Origin of the sequence: Paraburkholderia sediminicola (assembly GCF_046026675.1) — a bacterium.
Classification (GTDB): Bacteria; Pseudomonadota; Gammaproteobacteria; order Burkholderiales; family Burkholderiaceae; genus Paraburkholderia; species Paraburkholderia sediminicola_F.
The window spans coordinates 1,457,970-1,476,206 of record NZ_JAQQEY010000001.1 but is presented as its reverse complement, the minus strand read 5'-3'; the positions used below and the strand labels follow the sequence as shown (position 1 = coordinate 1,476,206).

At 59.6% G+C, this 18,237-nt stretch carries 12 protein-coding genes; 1 reads left to right on the top strand and 11 read right to left on the bottom strand.

The features are described 5' to 3' along the window. Positions 1-32 precede the first annotated feature (32 nt). The 7 genes from PQQ86_RS06350 to PQQ86_RS06320 all read right to left on the bottom strand — a co-directional run bounded on the left by PQQ86_RS06350 (position 33) and on the right by PQQ86_RS06320 (position 12,180). Positions 33-1,523 carry a TolC family protein gene (locus PQQ86_RS06350; protein WP_408265396.1) on the bottom strand — a complete coding sequence of 497 codons (1,491 nt, stop codon included), beginning with the start codon at positions 1,521-1,523 and terminating at the stop codon, positions 33-35. Further along, complete coding sequence (locus PQQ86_RS06345; RefSeq protein WP_408270126.1) at positions 1,513-2,967, bottom strand: HlyD family type I secretion periplasmic adaptor subunit; 1,455 nt, start codon at positions 2,965-2,967, stop codon at positions 1,513-1,515. Before PQQ86_RS06345 ends, PQQ86_RS06350 begins: the two co-directional genes overlap by 11 nt. After that, complete coding sequence (locus tag PQQ86_RS06340; protein WP_408265395.1) at positions 2,964-5,141, bottom strand: type I secretion system permease/ATPase; 2,178 nt, start codon at positions 5,139-5,141, stop codon at positions 2,964-2,966. The genes PQQ86_RS06345 and PQQ86_RS06340 overlap by 4 nt, the downstream gene beginning before the upstream one ends. Before the next feature lie 86 nt (positions 5,142-5,227). Next, positions 5,228-8,737, bottom strand: coding sequence for an SPM autocatalytic domain-containing protein (locus PQQ86_RS06335; RefSeq protein ID WP_408265394.1), 3,510 nt, complete (start codon positions 8,735-8,737; stop codon positions 5,228-5,230). Positions 8,738-9,048: 311 nt separating this feature from the next. Continuing rightward, positions 9,049-9,654: a hypothetical protein gene (locus PQQ86_RS06330; protein WP_408265393.1), complete on the bottom strand. Its 606-nt coding sequence runs from the start codon at positions 9,652-9,654 to the stop codon at positions 9,049-9,051. 384 nt (positions 9,655-10,038) lie between these two features. Further along, positions 10,039-10,227 (bottom strand): hypothetical protein, encoded by a 189-nt coding sequence (locus PQQ86_RS06325; RefSeq protein ID WP_408265392.1) that lies wholly within the window; start codon positions 10,225-10,227, stop codon positions 10,039-10,041. A 582-nt stretch (positions 10,228-10,809) separates the two neighbouring features. Beyond that, positions 10,810-12,180: an EAL and HDOD domain-containing protein gene (locus PQQ86_RS06320; protein ID WP_408265391.1), complete on the bottom strand. Its 1,371-nt coding sequence runs from the start codon at positions 12,178-12,180 to the stop codon at positions 10,810-10,812. Positions 12,181-12,458: 278 nt separating this feature from the next. On the opposite strand from PQQ86_RS06320, the gene PQQ86_RS06315 reads away from it, so the two are divergent. Then, complete coding sequence (locus tag PQQ86_RS06315) at positions 12,459-13,217, top strand: acetoacetate decarboxylase (protein ID WP_200654402.1); 759 nt, start codon at positions 12,459-12,461, stop codon at positions 13,215-13,217. 91 nt (positions 13,218-13,308) lie between these two features. On the opposite strand, the gene PQQ86_RS06310 is transcribed toward PQQ86_RS06315, so the two are convergent. The 4 genes from PQQ86_RS06310 to astD form a co-directional block, all read right to left on the bottom strand. Next, the gene (locus PQQ86_RS06310) at positions 13,309-14,103 is read right to left on the bottom strand and encodes an ABC transporter substrate-binding protein (RefSeq protein ID WP_408265390.1); all 795 of its coding nucleotides are present in this window, start codon (positions 14,101-14,103) and stop codon (positions 13,309-13,311) included. A 270-nt stretch (positions 14,104-14,373) separates the two neighbouring features. Next, positions 14,374-15,438 carry a succinylglutamate desuccinylase gene (gene astE, locus PQQ86_RS06305; RefSeq protein ID WP_408265389.1) on the bottom strand — a complete coding sequence of 355 codons (1,065 nt, stop codon included), beginning with the start codon at positions 15,436-15,438 and terminating at the stop codon, positions 14,374-14,376. Then, a complete protein-coding gene (gene astB / locus PQQ86_RS06300; protein ID WP_408265388.1) occupies positions 15,422-16,762 on the bottom strand; it encodes an N-succinylarginine dihydrolase in 1,341 nt (446 codons plus the stop codon). The genes astE and astB overlap by 17 nt, the downstream gene beginning before the upstream one ends. A gap of 9 nt (positions 16,763-16,771) precedes the next feature. Further along, a complete protein-coding gene (astD, locus tag PQQ86_RS06295) occupies positions 16,772-18,235 on the bottom strand; it encodes a succinylglutamate-semialdehyde dehydrogenase (RefSeq protein ID WP_408265387.1) in 1,464 nt (487 codons plus the stop codon). Positions 18,236-18,237 lie beyond the last annotated feature (2 nt).

Below are 18,237 nucleotides of genomic sequence, written 5' to 3'. Positions count from 1 at the left end.
GTGGCGTGATCGTTGATCACGGTGCTTCACTCTCACCTGTTTTGTGTTTGCCCTAAGTCAAGTTTGCCGAGACTCGCCGCCAGACTCAGGCGAGCAACGAACCAGTCGGATTGGGTTGCGATGCGTTGGTGGTTAGCGGCGATCAGCGCGTCTTGGGCGTGCAGCAGTTCGATAATGCCTGCCACGCCGGCTTTGTAGCGCGCCTGCGCCGCATCGAAAGCCAGGCCCGCGTTTTCCTGCAAGGCTTGCGTCTGGAGCATGGACTGCGCACCCGCCCGCACCGCCTCGTAGCTTTTCCAGACATTCAATGCAACCTGCTGCTCGGTTTCGGCGACGTTCGCCTCCTGAAGTTCAGCTTGCGCCCTTGCCTCGCGAATCCGGTAAGTCGATCCGAAACCCTCGAAGAATGGGATCGTGACCCGGATACCGACGTAACTGCTGCGCGACGTCGAAGATCCTCCGCCTGCATTGCCGATCGTAGCCGCGGGCCGGTTACTGCCAGACAACCCGGCCTGGAGACGAACGCTCGGCAACGCTTGCGAACGCGAGCTATCGATTGAGGCCTCGGTGGCGTGCAACTCGGCACGAGCCGCCAGCAAACGCGGATGATCTTCGAGCGCCTGATCCAGCAGCGTTTTTATGGCGTCCAATTGCGGCTCGGCCCGCTGCATGGTAGTCGGCACCGTTGCCAGTTCAATCGGTACGTCCGGACTCAGGCCCATGTCGATCGCCAGCGTGCCAATTGCTTCGTGCAATCCGCTATTCGCCTTAACAACACTCAACATTGCCTGGCCATGTGCCGTGCGTGCCTGCAACTCGTCAGCGATCGACGCGACCCCTGAACGCATCCGGGCACGTGCAGCCGCAAGACTTTGCGCGGCGTTGGATTCCGCTTCTCGCGCTGCTTCGGCTTGCGCCCGCGCGGTTACGGCAGCGAAATAATCCCGGGCGCTCGTATACAGCACATCGAGCACGACGGCATTGAACGACTGGTTTGCCGCGATCATCAATTCACGCGCTTTCCTGACCTCCGCCGAACGCGCCCCAAAATCGAACACCACCCATTCGAGCGCCAATTCGGCCGCCCGGGTGGGACCGTTGTACGTCTCCTGCGATGCCCACGCGTTCGCCGAAGCCGTACTGCCACGGTTGAGCGAACCGCTCACAACGCCTGACAAGGTCGGCCATTGCGCAGCCTTCGCCTCGCCCAGGCGCGCAGCCTGTACCTGCGCGCTCGCCCACGCCCGGCGAGTAAGCGGATTGCGGCACAATGCGCGCGTCGCCACATCGTCCAGCCGCAACGCCGAGCCCGGCAAATCGAACTCGCAAGGTGCCACGCCGACCGCTTCCGGCACGCGCGCCGTGACTGGCGCAATAATTTCGCGCTGCGTGCGCAGCGGATCAAAATCGTTTGTGACAGATTGCGCAAACGAGCAAGTTGACGAGAGCGCGGCGACAATGGCAAAGACGTTGCGCACGGCAAATCTCTTGCCGAGTGCGAGGCAAGCGAAATCAGCGCTCATGCAAACTCTCGTCAACCCGCGTCAGTAGCGGGCTCAAAAAATACTCGATCAATCGGCGCTTACCCGTTTTGATCTCAACACTCGCCGCCATGCCCGGACTAAGCGCTACACGCTGACCATCGATCATCATGCTCGACTGACTCAGTTTGAGCCGTACAGCATAGATCAAGCCGCGCTTTTCGTCCTCAATCGCGTCGTGCGACACGCTAACCACCTCGGCTGGCAGCGTGCCGTAGCGGGTATAGAGAAAGGTCTCGATCTTCGCGGCGGCAGGTTGTCCTACAGCAACAAAGCCGATGTCCTTGTTCTCCAGAAACGCTTCAATTTCGGCAGGGCGTTCGCCTGGAACAATGACCATCAAAGGTTGAGCGGCCGTCACGACACCACCGACCGTATGCACCGCGAGTTGCTGCACGGCGCCGTCCACCGGCGCTTTGAGTGTCATAAGGCGATCGTGCGCATCCGCCTTGATGTATTCCTGGCGAAGCTCGGCCGCCTTTTGCGTCGCGGTGCCCAGATTTTCGAGCGTCGCACGGCGCGTCGAAGCGACTAGTTCTTCGCGCTGGCGCCGCGCACTCAAGATCGCCGCCCCAATTTCGCCGATACGGCTTTTTTGTGCCGCCAACTCCCCTTCCTGCTCGATACGGACTTGCTGCTTGTCGAGATATTCGTGACGGGACACGTAATTCTTAGCCGCCAGTTCGTCGAAATCGGCCTCTCTGCTTCGCGCGATTGGCAGCGTGCTTTGCAACCTGCGGATTGCCGAACCCACTGTTTGAAGCTCGGCGGCATTGCGCGCGATTTCCGCATCGAGACGCGCAAGCCTGGAACGAAACTCGGCCAGTTCAACATCGAGGAAACGCTGCTCCTGCTCGACCCGCGCCGCTGTTGGCATCATGCCGGCCGGCACATCCATGCTGGCTGAAATATCGATGCGCTGAGCTATGCCGCTATCGATACCGTTGAGCAACGCGCGCGCTCGCGCCGCGCCAAGCCAACTTTCAGCCCAGTCATCGCGCAAACGCAATCGATCCGCCGACGATGCCGTCGAGTCCAGTTCGAGCAGCACATCACCGGCTTTTACGAGCTTGCCATCGCTGGCATATATCGCGGTAACTTTCGCGGTTTCTATCGACTGGATGATCTTCGCGTGGCCATCCGGCACGATCTTTCCCTGTGCGGTTGCGACAATATCGATCTTGCCGAAGACCGCCCAAAGCAAGGCAATCAACAGTAGAGAGACGATTGCCGCCATCGCAACGCGCGGCAACGGCGAAACGGGCCGACGTTGCAATTCCAGTGCGGCAGGGAGAAATTCAGATTCGTCGGCTGACCACTGCGGGGCGTTCCGCTCGCGGGCCTGCCATGCCGCACGCCACACTTTCTGATAGTGGCGCGCCAGATCCCGGGTTGCCCCTAGCCAGAGCAGAGCACGGACTGTCATACGCCCGCCTGCAGATTCCAAAGCTTCGCGTAGGCGCCTTTTGCCGCGACCAGCACGTCGTGTGGACCTTGCTCGATGATCGCGCCGCGCTCCATCACGATGATCCGATCTGCCCGCCGCACAGCCGACAAGCGGTGTGCAATCACCAGCACCGTCCGTCCCCGGCAAATTGCCCGCATGTTGTCCTGTACGATGCGCTCCGACTCGTAATCGAGCGCGCTGGTCGCTTCGTCGAAGATCAGAATGCGCGGCTCATGCATCAGCGCCCGGGCAATGGCGATGCGCTGCCGCTGGCCGCCCGAGAGCGTCGAGCCATGTTCACCGACCGGTGTGTCATATCCTTCCGGCAAGCCAACAATAAACTCATGCGCGCCGGCCAGCTTTGCGGCATGTATCACCGCATCGAGCGGCGCACCTGGATCGGTCAGCGCGATGTTGTCGCGAATGCTTCTGCTGAATAGTATGTTCTCCTGGGATACAACGCCGACCTGGCGCCTCAACGAAGTCGTGTCGATCAACGCGAGGTCTTGCCCGTCGATCGTGATACGACCACCCTCCGGCGTATAGAGCCGCTGCACCAGCCTGGTCAGCGTGCTCTTGCCCGACCCCGACTGCCCGACGATACCGATCACCTCGCCCGCTGCGATCGACAGGTTCACACCGCTGAGAATAGCCGGGCCGTCTGCCCGATAGCGAAACACGACATCCTCCAGTTCGATACGACCTTTGACGGCAGGCAGCGCACTTTTCGCACCGGCCGCTTCCGTGCGGCTGTTCAAAATGTCGCCCAGACGCGCAACTGAAATCCCCGTTTGCTGGAAATCGGCCCACAACTGGGCGAGCCGCATGATCGGCCCCGCCACCTGACCGGCCAGCATGTTGAATGCGATCAACTCACCGACCGTGAGTTTGCTGTCGATCACAAGCCGCGCCCCGACCCACATTAGTGCGACAGTGACGAGCTTGTTCACGAGGCTGACACCACCGCTCGCCCAAATGCCGACAGTCGACGCGCGAAAAGTCGCACCGATATAGGCTGCAAGCTGGTTGTCCCATTGACGCGTCCACTGCGGCTCAACCGCCATCGATTTGACTGTGTCGATACCGCTGATCGTTTCGACGAGAAACGACTGATTTTCCGCACTGCGAGCAAATTTCTCATTCAATCGCCGGCGGAGCACTGGCGTGCAAACTACCGAGAGCAGGACATAGCACGGTAGTGAGACAAGCACGATCAGCGTGAGCCAACCACTGTAAAACAGCATCACTGCGATGAAGACGAATGAGAACAACAGATCCATCACAAGCGTGATTGCGTTACCGGTCAGAAACGCGCGAATGTTCTCCAACTCGCGAACGCGCGCGACTGAATCGCCGACGCGTCGTGCCTGGAAATACGCCAACGGCAATTTGAGCAGATGGCGGAACAGGCTCGCACCAAGTTCGACGTCGATCCGGCTCGTGGTGTGCGCGAACACGTAGCTGCGCAGCGCATTGAGCGCCACATCGAATAGCACGACGATCGTGAGTCCGACGGCGATCACGTCAAGTGTGGTCAACCCGCGATGGACCAGTACCTTGTCCATCACGACCTGAAAGAACAGCGGCGTGATCAGAGCCAGGACCTGGATAAAGAACGAGACAACAAGCACCTCGCACAGAAGACGCCTGTACTTGATTAACGCCGGAATAAACCAGGTGAAGTCGAACTTCGTCATCTCGCCGAGCATCGACGCGCGTGAGGCAAACAGGATCACTTCCCCGGGCCAATCCTGTTTCAATCGTTCAATCTCGATAGAGGCCGGTTGTGCAGCATCGGGGCGCTGGATCACCGCCTTGTTCTTTTCTATGCGACCGATAACGAAAAAGTTGCCTGCCCGGTCGATGGCGACAGCAGGCAGTGCGAGCCGATCCAAACGATCCCAGCGGACTTTTGTGTGTTTCGCGTTAAGTCCGAGCGATTTTGCGGCAAGCAGGAGTTGTGTTGTATTGAAAGGCGCTACCCCGGGCTTGAATTCGTGCGCCAGTTGATCCGGATCCGCCGCGATGCCGTGAAAGCGGGCCAACATGACGAGGCAGAAGATGCCGGGGTCGATAGAGAGAGCGTCGGAATTGAGCGGAGACTGCTGCGTATATTCGCTATGCGGGGTAGTCGGGACGGCATCGGGTTGCATTGGGGTATTGCTTTCTGCGTGCTGCGGCTACGGATAAGCAGGTCGCACGACATAAGCGTCGCGCGACCTAACGATGGCGAAACGAACTAGAAACAGTTCACTGCTACCGGCGGTGTCAGCACTTGCGTTGCGCCTTGCTGCCATGCCGGGTCGGATAACGACGGCGGCGCGATGCTCGCCATTGTCTGGATTAGCAGATCCAGTTTGCTTTCGATGTACGCCGATGCTTCCGACGAGACGGATGCTTCGGGCTCGAAAACTCGCATCGCCGACATGAGCTTGGGCTGCGCCGCGATCGCTTTCGCGTTGATCGTAGCCTTGTCCCATGTCGTGCCGTCGGCGAAGCGGAATTGTTCTATTCCGTATGGCAACGTCGAACCGCTCTCGTAGAACTGCATCTTGATTCGCAGTACATTGTCAGAACCCGACAGCGTGACCAGAAGGTCCGAACTGTTACCGTCGCGACGCACGGTGACGTCGCCGGGCTTGATATCCGCGTCGAACAGCACGACGTCGGTATCCTTGCCGTTCGGGTCGTACGCTTCTTCGATCGTATCGTTGCCGGAGTGGCGGCCGAACAGATACGTGTCGCTGCCTGCGCCGCCGATCAGCAAATCGTTGCCTGCGCCGCCATCGAGCACGTCGTCGCCGTTGTAGCCAACCAGAACGTCGTTGCCCGGCGTGCCCTGCAATGCCATCAGAGCGACGTCCTGCTTGGTCCAGATCGTGCCGTCCGCGAATTTGAACTGTTCGATGCCGTAGCCGAAAACCGAACTGCCGCCAGACTGGAAGAACTGACTCTTGACGCGTAGCACGTTGTTTGAACCCGAGATGGTCAGCAACAGGTCATAACCCTGACCGTCGCGACGCGCGGTGACGTCTTCCGGACGGATGTCGGCGTCAAACAGCACGACGTCAGTGTCCTTGCCGTTCGGGTCATACGCTTCCTCGATCGTATCGTTGCCGGAGTGCCGGCCGAACAGATACGTGTCGCTGCCTGCGCCGCCGATCAGCAAATCGTTGCCTGCGCCGCCATCGAGCACGTCGTCGCCGTTGTAGCCAACCAGAACGTCGTTGCCCGGCGTGCCCTGCAATGCCATCAGAGCGACGTCCTGCTTGGTCCAGATCGTGCCGTCCGCGAATTTGAACTGTTCGATGCCGTAGCCGAAAACCGAACTGCCGCCAGACTGGAAGAACTGACTCTTGACGCGTAGCACGTTGTTTGAACCCGAGATGGTCAGCAACAGGTCATAACCCTGACCGTCGCGACGCGCGGTGACGTCTTCCGGACGGATGTCGGCGTCAAACAGCACGACGTCAGTGTCCTTGCCGTTCGGGTCATACGCTTCCTCGATCGTATCGTTGCCGGAGTGCCGGCCGAACAGATACGTGTCACTGCCTGCGCCGCCGATCAGCAAGTCGTTGCCTGCGCCGCCATCGAGCACGTCGTCGCCGTTGTAGCCAACCAGAACGTCGTTGCCCGGCGTGCCCTGCAATGCCATCAGAGCGACGTCCTGCTTGGTCCAGATCGTGCCATCCGCAAATTTGAACTGTTCGATGCCGTAGCCGAAAACCGAACTGCCGCCAGACTGGAAGAACTGACTCTTGACGCGCAGCACGTTGTTCGAACCCGAGATAGTCAGCAGCAAGTCATAACCCTGACCGTCGCGGCGCACCGTGACATCCTGCGGGCGGATATCCGCATCGAATAGAACTACATCGGTATCGTTGCCGTACAGGTCATACACCTCCTCGATCGTGTCGTTACCCGAGCGCCGTCCAAACAGATAGGTGTCGCTACCCGTGCCGCCGACCAAAAGGTCATCACCTGCGCCACCATCAAGCACGTCATCGCCAGCGCCGCCGTAGAGCGTATCGTTGCCGTCGCCGCCCAGCAGGATGTCGTCGCCGTCGCCGCCGTTTAGTACGTCCTTGCCGGTGAACCCGATGAGGATGCTGCCCGACGAGCCGGTGGACTTACCGTTCAGTGTGCCATCGCCGAACACGACGCCTAGTTGACCAAGCACTTCGCGCATTGCGTCGCTCTGGTGCGCTTCGACGTAGCTGCGAAGTTCCGCGCCAATGTCGAACCCTTGCTGCAACCAGTTCACACCAAATGCTCTCGTCAGCCCGGTCAGTATGAACGCGACATCCGTTGCGCCGATCACGCTTTCCACTGCCTTCAGCTTCGACATCATGCCGTTGAAATTTGCTTGCACTTGCCCCGCGTCGTTCACTTCGTAGACGATGGCATCGAGATACGGCTTCCAGACCGTCTGCATTGCGACGGCCCTATAGACTGACTCAACCAGTGTCGACCATGCTCTCGACACGTACTGGCCGCGTGTGCCCGATAGGATCACCGCTCCGTTGCCATTGGCGCCCAGCATCGTGCCCGACATTTTTTCCAGTACGGTAAGGCGACCGATCCAGTCGGCGTCGCTGGCATAGCCGGTAATAGTCCGTTTACCTGCATCCTTCAGCAATTGCGACGTCGTCATACTCGACGTTGTCGCCCAGGCCTTCAGCAACGGCTCGATCAGCGCCTGTTGCGTGGCTGCCGATTTTGCCTGCGTGATCTGGTCGAGCAGTGTGCGTAATGCGGTGCCTTCGGGTGTATCCAGGCTGGCGGCCTGCCACAGATCTCGCACATTACCGGCGCCTTGTACGTATGGCATTGCGATGACGTCGTCACGCAGCGGGATGGCCGTGTCGAACCGCTGGTGCAGCGTGTCCTGGCCGAACCAGATTTCCTGCATGTCCCGCTCGACGGGAACACCATCTACCATTTGCACGAACGAGCCGGAACCTCGCACCATGTTGCCGTTTTCAAGCGTGCGAATGGTGGCGTCTTTACTCAGATTGATCGAGACAATGCCGAGTTCGTCGAGGCTGAGCAGTTCACCAGATTGTGAAGTGCCGTCGCCGTTGGCATCGCGCCAGATTCTCAGCGACGACCAGATGGCGTCGTTGCGGTCGATGACACCGTCTCTGTTCAGGTCGAACTCGCGGAGTGCGTCGAAGCCGTTCGCGGCAAGCGTGCCGTTTGCGAGCGGGGTGAAATTACTGAACAGTTCTGCGCCAGAGTCAATCGTTCCGTTGTGGTTACGGTCGAGGACGAGGAAACCGTCACCCGTGCTGATCCAGCCGGTATGAGTACGGCTGCCGCTGCCATCGAAATCGAAGTAGGCGTTGGAATTGTCTGGGTTAGTCGTGTGGATACCGTCGCCGTCGATGTCCAGGATGAGGGGATCGACAAGATTCAATGACTGCGAGAGCCATTTAAAAAAATCGTGAATATTGCGGCCAAGATCGAACGGGAGACCCCCGCCCGGGCTTCCATTACTCTTCGAAGGATCGTACGCACCCGTGGGGTCGTATGTCTTTAGCTTGCCATCTTCCGCGGAATCATCACCGTCACCGTCACCGTCACCGTCACCGTCACCGAAAATAGCATCGTTGATCTTCTGAGCAAGTTCACCCGCCTCCTGCATGGCTGCGTCATAGTTATTTTTATAGTACTGGTCCGCGTAGTACCCAACTAATATGCCTGCCCCTGCACCGGCCAGCACTGCCCATCCGGCGGGATTTGTCACCAGCGCGCCACCAGCCAATCCACCAAGTACAACATTCACCGCTGCCTGAGTTGCAGCGCCCGTCGCGACTCCGAATGCGAATCCTCCCACCGACTTAATACTGTTGCTTACGTCGCCACCCATTAGGCCAGCAGTAACCGAATTTACCATGTCATACAATGATGTCGCGTCACTCGCCTTTCCCAGAGCCTGGCCGTACAGGTTCGCCCCTGCGTCGGTGTTGCGGATAAGATTGTCGAGTAAACGCCGCCCTAGGGAGGGCGCGACTTCAATTACAACAATCCCTGTATTAGTTACGATCGTGAACACACTCATTCTTCACCCCGAATTAAACAAGTGATTTTCGAAAACATCCAATATAAAATAAGCGTTGTGCACATAAATAGCGCCAACTGCAGACTCCCAACCACAAACCAGACTAACGGCCAACTTGTTGCCAGTTCACCTTTGACTGTTAAGGCTCCGCTCTGAATAACTGGCGACGCAATAATTTTTATAACAACGAATACAACTACCGCAGCAATCAGCACCTTTCCAATTTTTATAGTTTTTGACATCACAACTGCCGAAATACCGCTGCACGACAAGTTGTACAACGATTCATACTTATAATTTTCAGATGAGGTTGTCACTGTCCCAAACTTTCTGTTCTGCCCGCAAATTCCTCGGATGACAAAGTACTGATCACTCCATTTTTTCTCCAAAATCGGCGAAACTGGGATTCCATCTTTCCAAAAAGCACTCCGAAACGACTTCTCCACGAATATTCCGCACTGTGCAAATACAGGGATTGCAACAAGATAGAATACCCAGGCCATCTCTCCCGGAAATATCTGTCCTGGACTACGAGCGAATATCACAGCCCAGCCGGCAGCAACAACTGCGAAAAGAAGCCCTGCATATGTAATCTTTTTCACCACCGCATACTCTCCTATTCGCCTCACTAAAATCCGGACGTGACTCAGCCTGCCAATGCAAAAAATCTGGCACAAAAGTCATGTCGCCACCATTGCCCTTCCGCTTGGAAAGGAACTAACCTACCGAGCGAATGTACCGGTCTGACCCCGAGTCGCACCATGAGATTTTTCTCGATGGAGCGAGGAAAATTCCCAAATCAAAAACAGTATCGTCGACTCTCTGACGGGAATTTGCGACATCCTTCATCATTTATCGACAACCGCACGTTCTCTAAATTTGCCTTAGAAAGGATAGAGCAGATTAAGATTTTTATTACCAGATTTGATCGCTCAAGACATCCGCGCTGCTCTACCCGACATTTGACGCGACTTGCGATTCGCAGATCAAAGCCCCTTTTTGATCATGTAAATCATCAAAGCAAACGTAACAGTTATAGCGACAGCTCCAAATCCGGCAACCCATTCCGGCTCCAACTTCGAAACTCTTAGTCTTCCAAAAGATAAAACCTTCAACCCGAAGGCCCCGACACCCCAACAGAGTACGTCGAGGAAGAACCAAACAATAAAATCCATTACGCCTCCTTCGCCTGGCGATAGTTCTGGAGAAGCCCTATCCGCCGCTGGATATTTTCTAAACCTTGCAATACGAGACGGTACGAGAGCTATACCTAGGAGAAACTCGTCTACCGTGGCTCACATCACACCAGTTCTCTGCCCGACATTCAAAGTCCGCACGACCGACGAGAATCGCAGCGGGTCGGTCTCTGAATTGCAAATGCTGAAAGCCCCGGCGAACTTTGCCAGAACGATCGACGATGATCGGTGGTGCCGTTAGACCAGCAACCAATCCTTTCACACCGAAAGAATCGGCAGCGAATCTATCCCACCTAGCCAAAATGCGCTATCGGCCCCTTCTGACCGCGTCGTCAGAATTCAAGGAAAGTGATTGGCTCAACCTTCAGCCTGGTGCTCGTTCAAGGCATGGCACGCCGTAAACGCAAAACGGCGAAGCCGTGCTTCGCCGTTTTGCAATGCAATGAATTGCCTGCACCTATCAATCGACATTCAGGGAAGACCACATCAATCCGCGCCGCCACATTCCCACCCGGAGTTCAACGCACATCAGCCAGCAACTCGCCAACCGACGCCTCCCCCTCAATCCTCAATCCGCTCCAACCCCTCCGCACTCCGATCCGCAACGCCGGCCCACGCCCCCGCCGCCAACCCCAGCAGCGCGATCTCTTCCACCGTCAACGGCTGCAAGCGCGCGCACAAGGCATCGAGTTCATCCCACGCCCCGCGCTCGAGCTCTTCGACCGCGGTCAGCAACAATCCCAGCACGCCCTGCCGATGCAGAATGCCCGCCTGAATCGGCCGCGATAGCGTCAGCACATTCAGCGTGCTTTCGAGCGAGCCGCCGAACACCGCATCGACAAACGAAAACACGCCGGTCAGAAACGCCGCGTCAGCTTCGTCACGCCCCGCTTCGGGCAAGCGCTCGATCGCCAGCTCCATGAAGCGCGCCCGGGTCGCCGCGAGTTGCAGCAGAGGATCATCCTCTAGCGCAACCTTGCGGCCGTCCGCGTACAACAGCAATTGCGTCCAGCGTGCGATCCGGTTCGTGCCGGTCGCATTGATCGCTTCGCGCAGCGTCGTGACCTTGTGGCCGACGGCGAGGCCGCTCGAATTCGCGAGCTTCATCAGGTGCATGACCAGCACCGGATTCAGCTTGAGTTCGGCTTCGAGTTGCGCGACGGTCGGGTCGCCCGACAGCAGTTGCAGCAGGTTCAGCAATGCATGCCGCGGCGCGCTGACACGCCGCGTCGTCGAGGTCTGCGCACGCGCGAAGAAGTAGCCCTGGAAGCGGTCGAAACCGAGACCATGCGCCTCTTCGAAATCGCTCTGTGCATCGACACCCAGCGCGATCAGCAGCTTGCCCGCGGACTTGAGCACGCTCGTCAATTTGGGCAACAGCGCTTTCGACGCCCGTGTGAAATCGATCTTGACGACTTCCGCGTAGGGCAGCAGCTTCGCAAACTTTTCATCGGGCTGCGTCACTTCGTCGAGTACGAAGCGATAGCGCCGGCCGTGCAATTGAACGATGCGCTCAATCAGCGCATCGTCGACCAGGATCGACGGCGACAATTCGAACATGAAGCGGTCAGTGGGCAGATGCTGGATCGAATCGTCGAACAGCATCTCGCGGCTTACGTCGACGTAAGCGGGATGCCCGGTGAGCGCACCGCGCACATTGCCCTGCATCAAACCGCGAATCACGGCTCGCGCGACGAGCTGCGCCGGCTCGGGCGCACGGCCCGGCAAAGCGTCGGCAGCCGGATCGGCAGGCGATGCCGCGCCCGCGTCGGATTCGGCGCCCGCAGGCAATTCCGGTGCGCGCACCTTGATCTCATAGCCGCATAGCATGCCGTCCCGATTCAGAATCGGCTGGCGCGCGAAGCTGGCATTCAGTTGCGCATCGTCCGCAGCCCCCGTATGGCTGGGATTCTCGATTGCGATGGTGGTCATTCTGGTCCCCCGCTAAGCGCCGCCCGGGCGCTTCCTGCTGTATTTTGGTTTTTGCTGCACCAATCGTGCACATCCAGGTCCCGAGGCCCTGTGCGCGTGCGGTGTGCCCGCCGATTTTAGCGCAGGCCGATGCGCCCGGACATGTCAACGCCGCAATATCTCGAAATAATTGGCAACCAGTCTCGCTGAAGACAAAGAAAGAATCGACGATACTCTTGTGCAGTGCAAAAGCGTTCCGCCACTGGCGCTACCCCCGTCTTTAACCACCAAGGAAAATCATGGACGTCAAAAGCGTGCTGTCAAATGCCTTCGCGATGCCGATCACGAGCCCGGCGTTTCCGATGGGTCCGTATCGTTTCGTCGACCGGGAATTCCTGATCATCACTTACCGCACCGATCCGGACAAACTGCGCGCCGTGGTGCCCGAGCCGCTGCAGATCGGCGAGCCGCTCGTCCATTACGAGTTCATTCGCATGCCGGATTCGACCGGCTTCGGTGACTACACGGAAAGCGGTCAGGTGATCCCGGTGTCGTACAACGGCGTGGCAGGCGGTTACACGCTGGCGATGTATCTGGACGACCATCCGCCGATCGCAGGCGGCCGCGAGTTGTGGGGCTTTCCAAAGAAGCTCGCCTCGCCGGTGCTGGAAGTCCATACCGACACACTCCTCGGCACGCTCGACTACGGCCCCGTGCGCATCGCCACCGGCACGATGGGCTACAAGCATCGGCAACTGGATCTCGCGCAGCAACAGAAGCGTCTGGAGACGCCGAACTTCCTGCTTAAAGTCATTCCGCACGTGGACGGCACGCCGCGCATTTGCGAACTGGTGCGCTACTACCTCCAGGACATCACCCTTAAAGGTGCATGGACGGGTCCCGCCTCGCTCGAACTGGCACACCATGCGCTGGCGCCGGTCGCGGAATTGCCGGTGCTCGAAATCGTCGAGGCGCGGCATCTGATTGCCGATCTGACGCTAGGACTCGGTGAAGTGGTGTTCGACTATCTCGATCAGCCTGAAGCAAACGTTCGCTGACAGCCTCAAAAGACAACCGGCCGCATCAAGCGGCCGGCTGTTTCAAGTAAAACCATTCAAGCAAAACCATTCAGGCAAAACACCCAACGCCTTACTTCAACACGACCTTCACGTCGAAGTACTTCGCGGCGAAGCGATCGATCGTGCCGTCGGCCTTCAGTTCCTTGAGCGCCTGGTTGACCGCGTCCTTCAACGCCTTGTCGCTCTTGCGCAGGCCGAAGCCCACGCCCGCGCCGAGCAGCTTCTCGTCGCTGACGGCCGGACCGGCGAAGTCGAAGCCTGCGCCTTGCGGCTTCTTCAGAAAGCCCTTCGAAGCCGCTTCCGCGTCCTGGAATGCAGCGTCCAGACGGCCCGAGGCGAGGTCGGCGTAGATCTGGTCCTGCGTCTGATACGGCACGACGTCAACGCCGGCCGGCGCCCAGCGCGCCTTCGCATACGTTTCCTGAATCGTGCCTTGCAGCACGCCGACGTGCTTACCCTTGAGCGAGGCCGGCGTAGGCAGCAGACCGCTGCCCTTCTTCGCGATCATCTGATTCGGGATCGTGTAGATCGGATCGGTGAAGTCGATGGCCTGCCGGCGCTGTTCCGTGATCGTCATGTCCGAGTTGATCGCGTTGAACTTGCGCGCTTCCAACGCTGGAATCAGGCCGTCGAACGAGTTCTCGACCCACACGCATTTCGCTTTCAGCTTTGCACACACGGCATTGCCGATGTCGATATCGAAACCTTGCAGCTCGCCCGACGGCGACTTCGATTCGAACGGCGCATACGACGCCTCGACGCCGAAGCGCACTTCCTTGATATCCGCTGCCGACGCGGACCCTGCCGCTACCGTTGCCGTCGCGAACAGCGCGAGCGCAGCCATGTTTCGCCAATTCATCTTCATTACGGGTGTTCCTCTACGGTATTGAATAAGACGGAGCCGAATCCGGGCGAGCATGATTGCCGCGCCAAAAATGTGATTCAAACTCGTGCGGCCAGTGTGGTGCAGCGCAACAGCCGCGAGGGCGGGATTGTACAGGCTTCGCAAAGCACGCCTGGCGGGCACGGGAAAGCGCGCCCTTCACGCGACACCGCGCAGATGCACAGCGAAGGTGCAAATTCGTGTCGCGTTCAGGCAAGAGGCGATGTGTGAAGGCAGTGAAGCGGCGTGCGGCTAAACCAGCTTCGAGAGCGTGTCCTGCGTCGTCTCGACCACCAGCAATCCCGCGCGCAAACCGGGCTTGACTGTTGCGTTCGGAAACACGAGACGTTCCTCATCGTGACGCACGGTGTAGCGATACTCGCCGTCGCGTGCCAGCACGGAGTCTTTCACGAAGGGCGTGAAATTCGGCACATCCGCGGCCACCAGCAATTCGAATGCGTCGCTCTGCTTGGTCAACTGGTCGATCACGGTGAACACGCGCGGCATTGCAGCGGGCACGTTGCCGTTCTTTGTACCGGCCAGCAGATGACGCAGCGCTTCGTCCGCGCCGGCAAAACGCGTCAGATCGTTCTGACCGAACGGGCGCACCTTGCCGAGTTCGAGCGTGCACGCTTCGGCGCCACATGCGTGCGCGGTGAAGTGCGAGTACGTGTTGCCCTTGGTGGTGTGCAGCAGCACCGCGCTGATGCGCGCTTCACCGAGCCACTCGAACATGGCGCGTGAAAACGGCTTGCCGGTGTGCGGCAACAAGGCGAATTGCTCGAAAGCCGAGGGGCGGATCGCCGTATGCATGTCGACGTGCCAACGGGCGCCCTGCTCTTGCGACGCCGCGCCAAAGAACTGCGTTGCCGCACGCTCCAACACCGCAGCACGCGGCGCTTCGTGGCTGTGCGGCACCTGCGTGTGACGTCCGCTGAAGAGACGATTCAAATCGTCGTCCCGGTAACGGCACGCGTCGCGCATTGCGTCGACGTTGCCGAGAATCACCAGCAAGCGGCACGACAAGGCGGCATCACCTCGCGCGATATCGCGCACGAGATACGACAGCAATTCAATTGGCGCGGTTTCATCGCCATGCACGCCGGCAGAGACGAGCACGCTGCGGGTGCCTTCATCCCGCACCGCGGGCTCCATGAGCAGCACACCATCGTCGAGCCATGACCAGCGCACGGCGTTGTCGGCGTTGGCGCACGCACCCTGCGTTTCCTGGGCGCCAGGCCGCGTCCCCGCCAACGTGTAGGCAAGGAAATCGTCGAGCATCGGAACCGGCATGCCGTGCTCAGCGCTGGAAGTCATACAGCGAACCCAGGCCGAGAATCTGCGTCAGTTCATCGAGCGCGGTGCGCGACTCGGCGAGCAATTGCGGATCGGTCAGATCGGACGGTGCAAGACGATCGCGATAGTGCTTCTCGATCCACGTATCGAGGCGACCGAACAGGTTGTCGTTGATCCACACGCCAGGCGTCACTGCCGCGCGCTCCGCATCGTTCAGCACCACGCGCAGACGCAAACATGCCGGACCGCCGCCGTTCTTCATACTTTCGCGCAGATCGAAAACGAGCACGTCGTCGATCGGACCAGTGTGCGAGGTCAGATCGTCGAGATAGGCGCCCACGCGCTCGTTCTCCCGGCATTCTTGCGGCACCACCAGCACCTGCTTGCCGTCCGGGCGCGTCAGCAACTGGCTGTTGAACAGGTACGACGTGACCGCGTCGGACACGCTCACTTGCGCGTCGGGCACTTCGATCACGTTGAACTCGGCCTTCAGCCCCGAGAGCTTCGTGCGCAGCTCGTCGTACACCGCGTTCTGTTCGACGAACGCGAGTTGATGGCAGAACAGCGTATTGCGGTTGCCGACCGCGATCACGTCGTTATGGAACACGCCCGCGTCGATCACGTCGGGGTTTTGCTGTGCGTACACCGTGGCCGCTTCTGCCAGACCGTGACGATGCGCGACCGCGCGGCTCGCCTCAAAGGTCTGACGCGCGGGAAAACGCTTCGGCTCCGGTCCACGGCGATATTCGCTGCGCCCGTACACGAAGAATTCGACGCCACGTGTGCCGTATTCCGAGCAGAAACGCGTGTGGTTCGCCGCGCCTTCGTCGCCTAGAGCCGGCGTGCCGGGCAGCGCTTCATGCACCGCGAAACGATCCGCGTCGCTGAAAATCGCACGCAAGGTGCGGCGCGTCGATTCATGCTCGATCGCGCGATGCAGCTTGCTGCACAGATTGGCCGGCGTGAAATGCACGCGGCCGTCGTGCGTGTCGGCTGACGGACTCACCGTCGCCGCATTCGCGGTCCACATCGCCGAAGCCGAACTCGCCGCGGCCAGTAACTCGGGCGCGTCTTTGGCGACGCGTGCGATCACCGTCGCGTCGTCACCCGAAAAGCCGAGTTCGCGCAGCAGGCGCATCGAAGGACGCTCCTGCGGCGGCAACACGCCTTGATGAAAGCCGAGGTCGGCCAACTGCTTCATCTTGCGCAGGCCTTGCTTGGCAGCGGCCTTCGGATTTGCGACCGACTTCTCGTTGTTCTGCGACGCAACGTTGCCGAACGAGAGCCCGGCGTAATTGTGGGTCGGGCCGACGAGACCGTCGAAATTGGCTTCAGTGGCTTGCATCGTCGATCCTTAGAATTGAAGGCCCGGCGAAACGCTCGCGGGCATTTGCAGTTGCGTGCTTTCGACAGACGCCATCGGATACGCGCAGTAGTCGGCAGCATAGAACGCGCTCGGCCGGTGGTTTCCCGAACGCCCCGGACCACCGAATGGCGCGCCCGACGAGGCACCGTTAGTCGGCCTGTTCCAGTTGACGATGCCCGCGCGAATGGTACGCTGGAAATGCGTCCATAGTGCTTCGTCGTCGGCGAGCAGGCCGGCGGAGAGGCCGAACTCGGTATCGTTGGCTTTCTCGAGCGCCTCGTCGAACGTGCCGTAGCGAATGATCTGCGCCAGCGGTCCGAAATGCTCTTCGTCCGGCAGCTCCTTCACAGCGGTCACGTCGAGAATCGCGGGCGTGACGAAGCCGAGTTTCGGATCGCGCTGCTCCATTTTCAGCAGCGCCTTCGCGCCGTCCGCAAGCAGGCGCTCTTGCGCCGCGACCAGACGCGAAGCTGCACGCGCGGAAATGACCGCGCCCATGAACGGCTGCGGATCGGCGTTGTATTCGCCAACGCTGATGCGCGACGTCACTTCGGTCAGGCGTTCTACAAAGCGGTCACCAAACGCGTCGTTCGGCACGAAAATGCGGCGCGCGCACGTACAACGTTGCCCCGCCGACAGAAACGCCGACTGAATCGTGTGATGCACAGCGGCGTCGACATCCGCCACCGGTCCGATCACGAGCGGATTGTTGCCGCCCATCTCCAGCGCGAGGACGATCTCCGGACGGCCGCCGAATTGCTTGTGCAGCAATGTTCCGGTATCCGAACTACCCGTGAAGAACAAGCCGTCGATCTGCCGATGGTTGGCGAGTGCAATGCCGGTCTCTTTCTCGCCTTGCACGAGATTCAGCACGCCGGCGGGCAGCCCCGCATCGCGCCAGATCTGCACAGTAAGTGCAGCCACGCCTGGCGCGAGTTCCGACGGCTTGAAGACCACTGCGTTACCCGCGATCAGCGCCGGCACGATATGCCCGTTCGGCAAATGCCCCGGGAAGTTATACGGCCCGAACACCGCCACCACACCATGCGGACGATGCCGAAGCACGGCAGTGCCGTCGGCCATCGGCGAACGCTTTTCACCAGTGCGCTCGTTGTACGACTGAATCGAAATCTCGACCTTCGCTGCCATCGAAGCCGCTTCTGTACGCGCTTCCCACAGCGGTTTGCCAGTCTCGCGGCCGATCGCTTCGGCGAGCGCTTCCTTGCGTTCCGTTACGAGCGCGGCGAAGCGGCGCACCACGCCGCAACGTTCGTCGAGGCTCAAGGCCGACCACGCCGAAAACGCACGGCGCGCGCTGCGCACTGCACGATCGACGTCGTCCGCCGAGGCGCTGTTGCCTTCCCACACCGTCGCGCCCGTACCCGGGTTGCGCGATGCGAATGCGGGTCCTGTGCCGGCGGCCCATTCGCCGTCGATGAAAAGCTCGCTCATGA